At 72.5% G+C, this 12,389-nt stretch carries 9 protein-coding genes, 2 pseudogenes and 1 riboswitch; of the genes and pseudogenes, 8 read left to right on the plus strand and 3 right to left on the minus strand.

The genetic code is table 11. From position 1 onward, the window contains the following. The 5 genes and pseudogenes from KBY47_RS12165 to KBY47_RS12185 form a co-directional block, all read left to right on the plus strand. Positions 1–204, plus strand: a pseudogene (locus KBY47_RS12165) (4-hydroxy-3-methylbut-2-en-1-yl diphosphate synthase); the annotation flags it as partial. Between the two features lie 25 nt (positions 205–229). After that, a pseudogene (gene dxs / locus KBY47_RS12170) lies at positions 230–2,101 on the plus strand (1-deoxy-D-xylulose-5-phosphate synthase); the annotation flags it as partial. A 662-nt stretch (positions 2,102–2,763) separates the two neighbouring features. Then, the gene (locus KBY47_RS12175) at positions 2,764–4,209 is read left to right on the plus strand and encodes an aspartate aminotransferase family protein (protein ID WP_247694592.1); all 1,446 of its coding nucleotides are present in this window, start codon (positions 2,764–2,766) and stop codon (positions 4,207–4,209) included. Positions 4,210–4,278: 69 nt separating this feature from the next. Further along, positions 4,279–4,908 (plus strand): helix-turn-helix domain-containing protein, encoded by a 630-nt coding sequence (locus tag KBY47_RS12180; protein WP_210921068.1) that lies wholly within the window; start codon positions 4,279–4,281, stop codon positions 4,906–4,908. Further along, the gene (locus KBY47_RS12185; RefSeq protein WP_210921069.1) at positions 4,901–5,026 is read left to right on the plus strand and encodes a DUF6126 family protein; all 126 of its coding nucleotides are present in this window, start codon (positions 4,901–4,903) and stop codon (positions 5,024–5,026) included. Before KBY47_RS12180 ends, KBY47_RS12185 begins: the two co-directional genes overlap by 8 nt. Before the next feature lie 12 nt (positions 5,027–5,038). Here KBY47_RS12185 and KBY47_RS12190 read toward each other — a convergent pair whose 3' ends face one another. Then, positions 5,039–5,836 (minus strand): tyrosine-protein phosphatase, encoded by a 798-nt coding sequence (locus KBY47_RS12190; RefSeq protein ID WP_210921070.1) that lies wholly within the window; start codon positions 5,834–5,836, stop codon positions 5,039–5,041. A gap of 202 nt (positions 5,837–6,038) precedes the next feature. Here KBY47_RS12190 and KBY47_RS12195 point away from each other — a divergent pair, with 202 nt between their 5' ends. The 3 genes from KBY47_RS12195 to KBY47_RS12205 all read left to right on the plus strand — a co-directional run bounded on the left by KBY47_RS12195 (position 6,039) and on the right by KBY47_RS12205 (position 10,518). Continuing rightward, a complete protein-coding gene (locus KBY47_RS12195) occupies positions 6,039–8,111 on the plus strand; it encodes an alpha-galactosidase (protein ID WP_210921071.1) in 2,073 nt (690 codons plus the stop codon). A gap of 310 nt (positions 8,112–8,421) precedes the next feature. Then, positions 8,422–8,578, plus strand: a riboswitch (cyclic di-AMP (ydaO/yuaA leader). 4 nt (positions 8,579–8,582) lie between these two features. Next, the gene (locus tag KBY47_RS12200; protein ID WP_210921072.1) at positions 8,583–9,539 is read left to right on the plus strand and encodes a LysM peptidoglycan-binding domain-containing M23 family metallopeptidase; all 957 of its coding nucleotides are present in this window, start codon (positions 8,583–8,585) and stop codon (positions 9,537–9,539) included. Positions 9,540–9,732: 193 nt separating this feature from the next. Then, positions 9,733–10,518, plus strand: coding sequence for an SGNH/GDSL hydrolase family protein (locus KBY47_RS12205; protein WP_210921267.1), 786 nt, complete (start codon positions 9,733–9,735; stop codon positions 10,516–10,518). A gap of 12 nt (positions 10,519–10,530) precedes the next feature. Here KBY47_RS12205 and KBY47_RS12210 read toward each other — a convergent pair whose 3' ends face one another. Both KBY47_RS12210 and KBY47_RS12215 read right to left on the minus strand, forming a co-directional pair. Then, positions 10,531–11,139: a TetR/AcrR family transcriptional regulator gene (locus tag KBY47_RS12210; RefSeq protein WP_210921073.1), complete on the minus strand. Its 609-nt coding sequence runs from the start codon at positions 11,137–11,139 to the stop codon at positions 10,531–10,533. A 34-nt stretch (positions 11,140–11,173) separates the two neighbouring features. Then, positions 11,174–12,358: a glutamate dehydrogenase gene (locus KBY47_RS12215; protein WP_210921074.1), complete on the minus strand. Its 1,185-nt coding sequence runs from the start codon at positions 12,356–12,358 to the stop codon at positions 11,174–11,176. Positions 12,359–12,389 lie beyond the last annotated feature (31 nt).

Here is a 12,389-nt window from a genome sequence, read left to right on the forward strand (position 1 = left end):
GCCGACCTCGGTGTCGCCTCCGGCAACGGCAAGGGGCAGATCTTCGTCAAGGGCGAGGTCATCAAGACCGTCCCCGAGTCCAAGATCGTCGAGACGCTGATCGAAGAGGCGATGAAGCTCGCCGAGCGGATGGAGGAGGACGGCGCCGGGTCGGGCGCCCCCACGGCCACGGGGAAGCCGGAAGTGACTGTGAACCAGAGGTAGGCACGGACCGAGAGGGGGCCCGAGCGTGACGATACTTGAGACGATCCGGGGACCACGCGACCTGAAGGCGCTGTCCAAGGCGCAACTCACGCAACTGTCCGAAGAGATCAGGGAGTTCCTGGTGCACGCGGTCGCCAGGACCGGCGGCCACCTCGGCCCCAACCTGGGGGTGGTGGAACTCTCCGTCGCACTCCACCGGGTCTTCGAGTCGCCCGTCGACCGCATCCTGTGGGACACCGGACACCAGAGCTATGTGCACAAGCTGCTGACGGGCCGCCAGGACTTCTCCAAGCTGCGCGGCAAGGGCGGGCTCTCCGGCTATCCCTCGCGCGAGGAGTCCGAGCACGACATCATCGAGAACAGCCACGCCTCCACCGCGCTCGGCTGGGCCGACGGCCTCGCCAAGGCCCGCCAGGTGCAGGGCGAGAAGGGCCATGTCGTCGCCGTCGTCGGCGACGGCGCGCTCACCGGCGGCATGGCCTGGGAGGCGCTCAACAACATCGCCGCGGCCAAGGACCGGCCGCTGATCATCGTCGTCAACGACAACGAGCGCTCCTACTCGCCCACCATCGGCGGCCTCGCCAACCACCTCGCCGCCCTGCGCACCACCGACAGCTACGAGAAGGTCCTCGCCTGGGGGAAGGACGTCCTCCTGCGCACCCCGGTGGTCGGCAACACGGTCTACGAGGCACTGCACGGCGCCAAGAAGGGCTTCAAGGACGCCTTCGCGCCGCAGGGCATGTTCGAGGACCTCGGCCTGAAGTACCTCGGTCCGATCGACGGGCACGACATCGGCGCCGTCGAGTCCGCGCTGCGCCGCGCCAAGCGCTTCCACGGGCCGGTCCTCGTGCACTGCCTCACCGAGAAGGGCCGCGGCTACGAACCCGCCCTCGCGCACGAGGAGGACCACTTCCACACCGTCGGCGTGATGGACCCGCTGACCTGCGCGCCGCTCACCCCGTCCGGCGGGCCGTCCTGGACGTCGGTGTTCGGCGAGGAGATGGTCCGCCTGGGGGAGGAGCGGGCGGACGTCGTGGCCATCACCGCCGCGATGCTGCACCCCGTCGGGCTCGGCGCCTTCGCGGCCCGCTTCCCCGACCGGGTCTACGACGTCGGCATCGCCGAGCAGCACGCGGCCGTCTCCGCGGCGGGCCTGGCGACCGGCGGACTGCACCCGGTCGTCGCCGTCTACGCCACGTTCCTCAACCGGGCCTTCGACCAACTGCTGATGGACGTCGCGCTGCACCGCTGCGGGGTGACCTTCGTGCTGGACCGGGCCGGGGTGACCGGCGTCGACGGGGCCTCCCACAACGGCATGTGGGACATGTCGATCCTCCAGGTCGTGCCCGGGCTGCGGATCGCCGCGCCGCGCGACGCGGAGCAGCTGCGGGCGCAGTTGCGCGAGGCGGTCGCCGTCGACGACGCGCCGACGCTGGTCCGCTTCCCGAAGGAGAGCGTCGGCCCCGACATCCCGGCGGTCGACCGCCTCGGCGGCGTGGACGTGCTGCACCGGGCGGACGGGGCCGAGGTCCTGCTGATCGCCGTGGGCGTGATGGCGCCGGTCTGCCTCCAGGCGGCGGAGCTTCTCGAGGCGCGCGGCATCGGCTGCACGGTGGTGGACCCCCGCTGGGTCAAACCCGTCGACCCGGTGCTGCCGGGGCTCGCCGCCTCCCACCGGCTGGTCGCCGTCGTCGAGGACAACAGCCGCGCGGCCGGGGTGGGCGCCGCGGTGGAGCTGGCGCTCGGCGACGCCGAGGTGGACGTACCGCTGCGGCGGTTCGGCATCCCCGAGCAGTTCCTGGCCCACGCCAAGCGCGGCGAGGTCCTCGCCGACATCGGACTGACCCCGGTGGAGATCGCGGGCCGCGTCAGCGCGACCCTGACCGTGACGCGGGAGCTGTCCCACGACCTCTCCGGTCGACAGGACGCCCCGCTCCCGGCCGGGGAGGGCGCCGCCCCGCGGCAGGCCGTGGCCGACCGGCGGGGAGTGCCCACGGACGGGCCGGTCGCCCCGGTGGACCGCCGGCGGACGGCCACGCCCGCGCGGCGCGATCCGGCGCCCGCGGGGGATGCCGTTTCCGGGCGGCGGAACCCGGCGTCCGCCGAGGGGGACGCCGTTTCCGGGCGGCGGAACCCGGCGTCCGCCGAGGGGGACGCCGTTTCCGGGCGGCGGAACCCGGCCCCCGCCGGGGAGGGTGACGCCGCCTCCGTCCGGCAGGACCCGGGGCAGCCGTCCGCTGTGATGGACCGCCGTCGGACTGCCGCCTCCGGGCGGCCGGAAACGGCCTCCGCCGGGGAGGGCGCCGCACCGCAGGGGCGGGAAGCCGGGCCCGTCCGGCAGGACTCGGTGTCCGTCCGGCAGGACTCGGTGTCCGTCCGGCAGGACCCGGCGTCTGTCCGGCAGGACCCGGCGTCTGTCCGGCAGGACTCGGCGTCCGTCCGGCAGGACCCGGCGTCCGGGCGGCAGGCCCCGGTCTCCGTCCGGCATGACCCCGCCCCCCAGCAGGCCGTCGTCGACCGGCAGGGTGCCGGTCGTGAGCCGTCCGAGGAGAGAGCCGAATGACGACCGCGGAATCCGCGCCCCAGCCGTCCGCGCCGGTGCCGTCCCCGTCGGGCACGGCGTCGGGCGCGGAGTTCGACCTCGGCGCCCTGCTGGCCGAACGCGGCGCCGAGCGCTACGAGCTGCATGCGCGGCACCTCAACCACCAGCTGCCGCGCATGCTGCACACCATCGGGTTCGACAAGGTCTATGAGCGGGCCGAGGGCGCCTACTTCTGGGACGCGGACGGCAACGACTACCTGGACATGCTCGCCGGGTTCGGGGTGATGGGCCTGGGGCGCCACCACCCCGTCGTCCGCAAGGCGCTGCACGACGTCCTCGACGCCTCGCTCGCCGACCTCACCCGCTTCGACTGCCAGCCGCTGCCCGGGCTGCTGGCCGAGCGGCTGCTCGCGCACAGCCCGCACCTGGACCGGGTCTTCTTCGGCAACAGCGGCACCGAGGCGGTGGAGACCGCGCTGAAGTTCGCCCGGTATGCCACCGGCAGGCCGAGGGTGCTGTACTGCGCGCACGCCTTCCACGGGCTGACCGCCGGCTCGCTCTCCGTGAACGGCGAGTCCGGCTTCCGCGACGGCTTCGCCCCGCTGCTGCCCGACACCGCCGTACCGCTCGGCGACCTCGACGCGCTCGCCCGCGAGCTGAAGCGGGGCGACGTCGCCGCGCTGATCGTCGAACCGATCCAGGGCAAGGGCGTGCACCAGGCCCCGCCCGGCTATCTGCGTGCCGCGCAGGAACTGCTGCACCGGCACAAGGCGCTGCTCATCGCCGACGAGGTGCAGACCGGCCTCGGCCGCACCGGCGACTTCTACGCCTACCAGCACGAGGACGGTGTGGAGCCGGACCTGGTCTGTGTGGCCAAGGCGCTGTCCGGCGGCTATGTGCCGGTGGGCGCCACGCTCGGCAAGGACTGGATTTTCAAGAAGGTCTACTCCTCGATGGACCGCGTCCTGGTGCACTCCGCCAGCTTCGGCGCCAACGCCCAGGCCATGGCGGCCGGCCTCGCGGTGCTGTCGGTGCTGGAGCGGGAGCAGGTCGTCGCGGGCGCCCGGGCCACCGGCGACCTGCTGCGCACCCGGCTCGCCGCGCTCGTCGACAAGTACGAGCTGCTCGCCGACGTACGCGGGCGGGGCCTGATGATCGGGATCGAGTTCGGCAGGCCCAGCTCGCTGCGGCTGCGCACCCGGTGGAGCATGCTCCAGGCGGCCCGCAAGGGGCTGTTCGCGCAGATGGTGGTCGTGCCGTTGCTCCAGCGACACCGGATCCTGACCCAGGTGTCCGGCGACCACCTGGAGGTGATCAAGCTGATTCCGCCCCTGATCATCGGGGAGCGGGAGGTGGACCGCTTCGTCGCCGCGTTCGAGTCGGTGATGGACGACGCGCACGACGGCGGGCTGGTGTGGGAGTTCGGGAGGACACTGGTGAAGCAGGCGGTCGCCAACCGGTAGCCCGAGGGGCGGGTTTGCCTCATAGGCAAGAAAATTGCCTGTCGGGCAAACGTCGGGCTCAATGGGGGTATGCGCTCACCGGAAGCCGACGCGGGGCCCGGAGGAACCGAGGCCCTGCCACCCGCCGTCGCACCGCAGCTGCGTGCGCTGCGCCGCCGGGCCGCCCTCACCCTGGAGGCGGCGGCCCGCTCGGCGGGGCTGTCGCCCGCCCACCTCTCCCGGCTGGAGACCGGGCAGCGCCAGCCCTCGCTGCCGATGCTGCTCGCACTGGCCCGCATCTACGGTACGACCGTCTCCGAGCTGCTCGGCGAGACGGTCGCCGACCGGGACGCCGTACTGCGCGGCGCGGAGCAGGAGCCGACGCGCGCGGGCGGCTGGACCTACCGGAAGGCGGGCGCCCCGGGGCGCGGCATGCAGGCGCTGCGCGTCCATGTGCCGTACGGCTCCCAGGGCGACATCGTGCGGGTGCACCCCGGTGAGGAGTGGCTGTACGTGCTGCGCGGCCACCTCGACCTGAGGCTCGGCGACACCGCGCACCGGCTCGGTCCGGGCGACAGCGCCCACTTCGACTCCCTGACGCCGCACCGCCTCGCCGCCGGGGGCGATGACGGGGCCGACCTCCTGTTCGTCCACACTCTGCTACAGAGCCCCACGACCGCGCTGTGCCTCGGTCCGACCCCTGGAGACACCCATGAGTGACAGAGACATCGAGCAGAAGCTGCCCCGGGGGATCTGGTTCCGCCTGTTCATCTACGTGGTCGCGGGCCACCTCTTCGCCGCGTTCCTCTACCTGCTGTTCGAGGTGGGCGCCAAGTAGGGCGCCCGCGGCTCAGTCGAGGAGACGGTCCCGGAGCCGGTCGCGGGTCTCGGGCGTGACGCCCAGGCCCTGCCGGAGGTAGCTGTCGACGCCGCCCCAGGTCTCCTCGATCGTCTCGAAGGCCGCGGTCAGGTACTCCGCGCGGGCGTCGAAGAGCGGGCTGAGCAGGTCCATGATCTCGGGGGTGTAGGCCGAGCCGGAGTCACCGCTGCGGTGCACCTTGTAGCGGCGGTGCGTGGCGTTGGACTCCAGGTAGTCGCTGAGGATGGCGTCGCGCTCCACGCCCACCGCGAGCAGGGTCACGGCGATCGACAGGCCCGCGCGGTCCTTGCCCGCCGCGCAGTGCATCAGCGCCGGGACGCTGTCCTCGGCGAGGGAGCGCAGCACCTGGGAGTGCTCGGCGGTGCGCTCCCTGATGATCATGCGGTACGAGCTGATCATCCGGTTCGCCGCCTTGCCGTCGGCGAGCACACCGCGCAGCTGCTCCAGGTCGCCGTCGCGGACCATCTTCCAGAACTCGGCGCCGTCGGCGGGGTCGGACAGCGGCAGATTCACGTTGCGCACGCCCGGCAGCTCGACGTCGGGCCCCTCCAGCCGCTGGTCGGCGGCGTTGCGGAAGTCGAAGATCGTGTGCAGTCCCAGGGAGTCGAGGAACGCGGCGTCCTCCTCCGTCGCGTGGGCGAGGTGCCCGCTGCGGAACAGCACTCCGTGCCGCACCCGGCGGCCGTCGACGGTCGGCAGTCCGCCCACGTCGCGGAAGTTGCGCACACCGGCCAGTTCGGGCTCGGTCGACGGGATCTGCTGCGTCACGGGGGCTCCCTCCCATCGGGGCCGCGGGACGCCGATTCGCCCGCGGATACGCCCTCGACCATACGACATGGATTCCTGGGGCAATGAGTCGTCCACAGGGAGTCGCCGCGGTCGTCCCCAGGCGTTGCCCCGGCGGTCCGAAACGGTCGATGATGTTGGGGACTGAGCGGAGCTGTCGGGATCTGTGGGGTGGGTGGGTCCGATGCCGGTGGAGATCGCCGAGAACGGCCGTACGTGGCTGCTGTCCGGGCCCACGAGCGGTTACGCCGTCCATCTCACCGACGGCGACGAGCTGGTCCATCTGCACTGGGGACCCCGGATCGCCCTGGCCGACGCCGAGGCGCTCGCCGCCCGCCCGCTGCCGGACGACTGGCCCTTCGAGTCCCGCCTCGACGGCCGGGAGGAGTACCCGGTCGAGGGCGGCCCCCGCTTCGTGCGCCCCGCTCTGTCCGTGCGCACGGGTGAGCGGCGCGGCACCGAGTGGCGCTTCGAGCGGTACGCCGTCGACGGCGAGGAACTGCGGCTGCGCTTCCGGGACGCGGACCTGAGCATCACGCTGCACTACCGGATGCGGCACGACGTGGTCGAACGCCGGGCCACGCTGCACAACGCCGGTCCCGACGCCGAGCTGCTGCGCGCCGACTCCGCCACCTGGACGCTCCCGGAGCGCGACGGCTGGCGGCTGACCCAGCTGCACGGCCGCTGGGCCGCCGAGTCCCGGCTGACGGCCGCCCCCCTCACCTACGGCGAGAAGGTCATCGGCAGCCGCCGCGGGCACACCGGCCACCAGCACCTGCCCTGGGTCGCGCTGGACACCGACGCCACCGAGGAGCGGGGCGAGGTCTACGGCTGCGCCCTCGGCTGGTCCGGCTCCTGGCGGATCTGTGTCGCCCAGCTGCCGGACGCGCGCGTGCAGATCACCGGCGGCGCCGGGCACGACGACTCGGGGCTGTTGAGGCTGGCCGCGGGGGAGTCCTTCACCACCCCCGTCTTCGCCGGGCTGTGGAGCGACGGCGGCTTCGGTGGCGCGAGCCGCGCCTGGCACCGCTACCAGCGGGCGTACGTCGTCCCGGAGGCGGACCGCGACCGGCCGGTGCTCTTCAACTCCTGGGAGGCGACCGGGTTCGCGATCTCCGAGGACCGGCAGCGGGCGCTGGCGCGGCGGGCCGCGGCGATCGGCGTCGAGCTGTTCGTGGTCGACGACGGCTGGTTCGGCGCCCGCACCGGCGACCGGGCCGGGCTCGGCGACTGGACGCCCAACCCGGACCGCTTCCCCAGGGGCCTCGCGCCGCTCGCGGAGGACGTGCACGCGCTGGGCATGGGCTTCGGCATCTGGGTCGAGCCGGAGATGGTCAATCCGGACAGCGACCTCTACCGCGCCCACCCGGAGTGGGTGCAGCACCAAACGGGTCGTAAACGGACAGAGTTCCGCAATCAGCTCGTACTCAACCTCGCGCGCGAGGACGTCCAGGAGTATCTCTGGGAGCGGCTGGACGCCCTGCTCTCCAGTGCCCCGATCGACTATGTGAAGTGGGACTTCAACCGCTGCTTCACCGACGCCGGATGGCCCGGCGACCCCTACCCGCAGCGGCTGTGGACCGACCATGTGCGGGCGCTGTACGCCCTCCTCGACCGGCTGCGGGCGGCCCACCCCCAGGTCGCCTTCGAGTCCTGCTCGGGCGGCGGCGGCCGGATCGACCTGGGCGTCCTGAGCCGTACGGACCAGGTGTGGACCTCCGACAACACCGACCCCCTCGACCGGCTCGCCATCCAGCACGGCTTCAGTCAGATCCACCCCGCGCGGGTGATGGCCGCCTGGGTGACCGACAGTCCGAACGTCCAGCTCAACGGCCGGGTCAGCACCCTGCGCTTCCGGTTCGTGAGCGCCATGGCCGGGGTGGTGGGCGTCGGCGGCGACCTGACCCGGTGGAGCGAGGCGGAGCTGGCCGAGGCCCGCGACTGGGTGGCGCTCTACAAGGAGGTCCGGCCGCTGGTGCAGCGCGGCGACCTCTACCGGCTGCGGCCCCCGGACGGCGGCCTGAGCGCGGTGCAGTACGTGCTCGGGGAGGAGTCCGTGGTCCTCGCCTGCCTCCAGGCGCAACGGTACGGCGAGCCCGTCCCGGCGCTGCGGCTGCGCGGACTGGACCCGGAAGGTATGTATGAATGCCCCGAAACGGGAGAAATACATCGAGGTGCCGTACTACTGCACCACGGGGTGCGGTTGGGGCTGCGCGGTGACCTCGATGCGACGGTTCTCCGTCTGCGTCGCATCTGAGCGAACTGTCCGAATTGATGGCTTCCATTCCAACTCGCTCTGGAATAAAGAAGTCTGGAGAACGGTCACGTGAGCAGCGTCATATTCGTGACCGTGAGTCGCCCGTCATGTTCACGTAATACGGGTCCTTTTCAAGGGCTTTTACGGAAAGCGGCGCCGCTCCGGACAACTCAGGGTGACCGGTAATTCCCCCAAGGGATCAAGAAGAAGGCGTTCGGGCGGAACCTCTCGCTTGTCCCTTTGCGTCTTGCTCGCTTACGTTCCACACCGTTCCCGGACGGAACGCCGAATCCTGCCGCCGTCCGGACTCCGCGCAAACCCACCCGTGCCCGGCAGGAGCGGGGGACCCACAGGTACACCGCCTGTTCCGGTTCCCGGAACGGCTTGGGGTGAAGCCGCATCTCGGTGCGGCCGGGCATCTCCAGTCCGAACCCGACAGCTCACCTCGCAGGCGCCGGAGAGGAATTCGACATGCCCGCGAAGGGTAAGCACCGCCGTCCCAAGTCCCTGCGCATCGCGCGCTCCATCGCCGTCGCCGGTACCGGTGGCGCCGCGCTCGCGCTGCCCCTGATGGGCGCCGCCAACGCCAACGCCGCCACCCCGCAGTCGGTCACCGAAAAGGCCGTCCAGTCCGCCCCGGTGGTACAGAAGTCGGCCGCCGAGAAGAAGTCCACCGCCAAGAAGGCGACCGTCCGGACGTATTCGGTGCGGGCCGGTGACTACCTGTCGAAGATCGCCGACGAGCAGAACGTCAGCGGTGGCTGGAAGAAGCTCTACGCGGACAACCGCGAGGCCGTCGGCTCCGACCCCTCGCTGATCCACCCCGGTCTGAAGCTCACCCTCGGCCAGAAGGCCGCCACCGGGAACAAGGCGGCCAAGCCCGCCGCCCCGAAGGCCACCCAGCCGTCGAAGTCCTCCGAGACCACCCGGTCCTCCGGGTCCGCCGAGTCCTCCTCGAAGAGCGAGGCCTCCACCGGCACGTCGACGACCGGCCAGTCCGCCGCGACCGCCGCCCCCAGCGGCTACAGCGCGCCCGTGTCCGGCGCCTCCGTCGGCACCGGCTACAAGGTGTCGGGCAGCATGTGGTCCAGCGGCTACCACACCGGCGTCGACTTCGCCGCCACGACCGGCACCCCGCTCCAGGCCGTCGGCCCGGGCACCGTGGTCTCCGCCGGCTGGGCCGGCGCGTACGGCAACCAGGTCGTCATCAAGCTCAACGACGGCTACTACGCCCAGTACGCCCACCTGTCCTCGCTGTCCGTCTCCAGCGGCCAGACCGTGACCGGTGGTCAGCAGATCGGTCTGTCGGGCTCCACCGGCAACTCGACCGGCCCGCACCTGCACTTCGAGATCCGCACCACCCCCGACTACGGCTCCGACATCGACCCGGTGGCCTACCTCCGCTCGCACGGCGTCTCCATCGGCTGACGCCCGCCGCGCACCCGCCGAAGGCCGGACCCGGATTCCCGGGCCCGGCCTTCGGGTTATTCCGCAGTTGACCAAGGTTTGACAAGTGGCTTATCTCACCGCCCGTCAACCCTTGCCTACGGTCGCGTAGGTCACATTCGACGGGGAAAGATGGGCCGATGTGGCAGACGATTCGAAGAATGACAGCAGATCAGTGATCGGGTCGTACGTGGCGGTGGGGGACAGCTTCACCGAGGGCGTCGGCGACCCCGGCCCCGACGGGGCGTTCGTCGGCTGGGCCGACCGGTTCGCCGTGCTGCTCGCCGACCGGCGGCCCGAGGGCGACTTCCACTACACCAACCTCGCCGTCCGCGGGAAACTCCTCGACCAGATCGTGGCCGACCAGGTGCCCAGGGCCCTCGAACTCGCCCCGGACCTGGTGTCCTTCTGCGCGGGCGGCAACGACATCATCCGGCCGGGCACCGACCCGGACGAGGTGGCCGAACGCTTCGAGAGAGCCGTCGCCCGGCTCACCGCCGTCGCGGGCACGGTCATGGTGACCACCGGCTTCGACACCCGGGGCGTCCCCGTCCTCAAGCACCTGCGCGGCAAGATCGCCACCTACAACGGGCATGTGCGTGCCATCGCCGACCGGTACGGCTGCCCCGTCCTCGACCTGTGGTCGCTGCGCACCGTCCAGGACCGCCGGGCCTGGGACCACGACCGGCTGCACCTCTCGCCCGAGGGGCACACGCGCGTGGCACTGCGCGCGGGCCAGGTGCTGGGCCTGAGGGTCCCGGCCGACCCGGACCAGCCGTGGCCGCCGCTGCCGCCGCGCGGCACCCTGGAGGTCCGCCGGGACGACGTCCACTGGGCGCGCGAGTACCTGGTGCCGTGGATCGGCCGCCGTCTGCGGGGCGAGTCCTCCGGCGACCACGTCACGGCCAAGGGCGCGCTCTCCACGGACGACATCAGGTCCCGGATCGCGTCGGTGGCGTGAGGGGGGAAGCCCTCAGGTCTCCGCCTCCGCCTCCAGGCCCAGCTCCCGCGCGAGTGCCTCGTCCACCCAACCCTGGGCACGCGCGCGGGAGACGGCACCCGGGTACGACGTCAGCTGCACCGCGAGCCCGTCGAGCAGGGCGGTCAGGCGCAGGGCCGTGGCGGCGGGGTCGGGGCACCGGAACTCGCCCGCGGCCACGCCCTCGGCGATGACCTCGGCGAGAGCCGCCTTCCACCGCTGGTCCAGGTCACGGGTGACCTCCAGCAGGGCGGGCTCGCGCGGCGCCGCCGCCCAGCCCTCGATCCACAGCCGCCAGCCCTTGGCCTGACCGGTGGGCGCGTACCAGCGCACGGCCGCGCGCAGCCGTCGTAGCGCCGTGGTGCGGCGGCCGAGCAGCTTGCGCAGATGGGCGAGGTCGTCCTCGGCGGCGTGCGCGAAGGCGGCGGCGACCAGCTTCTCCTTGGAGGAGAAGTGGTAGAGGACCAGCGCGTTGCTCACCCCGAGGGCCGCCGCCACATCGGCGATCCGGACCGCCGCGACCCCTCGCGCCTCGATCTGCTCCACGGCGGCCCGCAGCAGCTCAGCCCGCCGCTCGGCCACACTCAACCGCACTCTCGCCACGCGGATCACCCTAGCCGTGGGCCCGTACCCCCCGTCAGCCGTACCAGCCGAAGCGCTCCGCGATCACAGGCAGCCGGTCGGCCGCGAGGGCGTGGGCGGCGGTGCGCGGAGTGGTGCCGTCGGCGGCGGCGCGCGCGAGCATCGTGTCGACCAGGGTGCGCATGGCCCGGCGGATGTGGGCGAAGGCCTCGGCGGCGTCGGGGCCGACGTCGCCGAACAGGGTCCACCACCACCAGGCGTTGGTGCCGGAGTTGACCACCACGTCCGGCAGCACCGTCACCCCGCGCGCGGTCAGCAGCCGCTCCGCCTCGGGCAGCACGGGCATGTTGGCGGCCTCGACGATCCAGCGGGCTCTGACGCGGTCCTGGTTGGCGGTGTCGATGACGTACGAGGCCGCCGCGGGCACCAGGACCTCCGCCTCGGCGGACAGCCAGGCGTCGCCCGGCAGTTCCCGGTCGCCGGGGCGCAGCGCGGCCCGGTCCACGGTGCCGTGGACGTCCCGCGCGGCGAGCAGCGCCTCCACGTCGAGCCCCGCCGGGTTGGCGATCGTGCCCTTGATGTCGGCGACGGCGACGACGGTCAGCCCCGCCCGCGCCAGGAACCGGGCGGTGGCGCCGCCCATGGTGCCCAGGCCCTGCACCGCGACCCGGGTCCCCTGGTACGGCACCCCGGACCGGTCCAGCGCCGCCAGCACGGATTCGGCCACGCCGCAGCCGCCCGCCAGCTCGTCCAGACCGATGCCGTCCACCTCCACGGCGAAGGCGTCGGCGAGCCGTCGCCGGGCGGCCGTCTCGTCGTCGAGCAGCGGGTACACGGCCTGCACCGAGGAGACCAGCCCCACCTCGGCCACGGCCCGGTCCACGAGGTCCTGGCCGAGACCGAGGTCCTCCCCGGTGGTCCAGCAGCTCTCCACGTACGGCCGCACCGCCCGCAGGTAACGCACCAGCAGCCCGTACGCCGCCGGGTCGCGGGGGTCGCAGTCGATGCCGCCCTTGGCGCCGCCGAGCGGTATGTAGCGGCCCTGGGGGTCGTAGTGCAGCGCTTCTTTCATGGTCATGCCACGGGCGAGCCCGGTGACCTCGTCGAGCGTGCAGCCGTCGCGCATCCGCAGTCCCCCGCTGGCCACGCCCCGCACCAGCCGGTCGACGACGAGGAAGCCCTGCCGTCCGGTGACGTGGTCGGTCCAGGTGAGGGAGAGCAGGGGGGCCGGGGTCGGCATGCGGGCTCCTGGGGGGTGGCTCGCGGGGGCC

Source organism: Streptomyces sp. B93, from assembly GCF_018070565.1.
In the GTDB taxonomy this organism is placed as follows: Bacteria; Actinomycetota; Actinomycetes; order Streptomycetales; family Streptomycetaceae; genus Streptomyces.

Bases quoted from the DNA above. Each gene is read 5' to 3' on its own strand.
- KBY47_RS12200 (WP_210921072.1), top strand. From the start codon at position 8,583: ATGCCCGCGAAGGGTAAGCACCGCCGTCCCAAGTCCCTGCGCATCGCG.
- KBY47_RS12185 (WP_210921069.1), top strand. From the start codon at position 4,901: ATGAGTGACAGAGACATCGAGCAGAAGCTGCCCCGGGGGATCTGGTTC.
- KBY47_RS12195 (WP_210921071.1), top strand. From the start codon at position 6,039: ATGCCGGTGGAGATCGCCGAGAACGGCCGTACGTGGCTGCTGTCCGGG.
- KBY47_RS12175 (WP_247694592.1), top strand. From the start codon at position 2,764: ATGACGACCGCGGAATCCGCGCCCCAGCCGTCCGCGCCGGTGCCGTCC.
- KBY47_RS12180 (WP_210921068.1), top strand. From the start codon at position 4,279: ATGCGCTCACCGGAAGCCGACGCGGGGCCCGGAGGAACCGAGGCCCTG.
- KBY47_RS12215 (WP_210921074.1), bottom strand. From the start codon at position 12,358: ATGCCGACCCCGGCCCCCCTGCTCTCCCTCACCTGGACCGACCACGTC.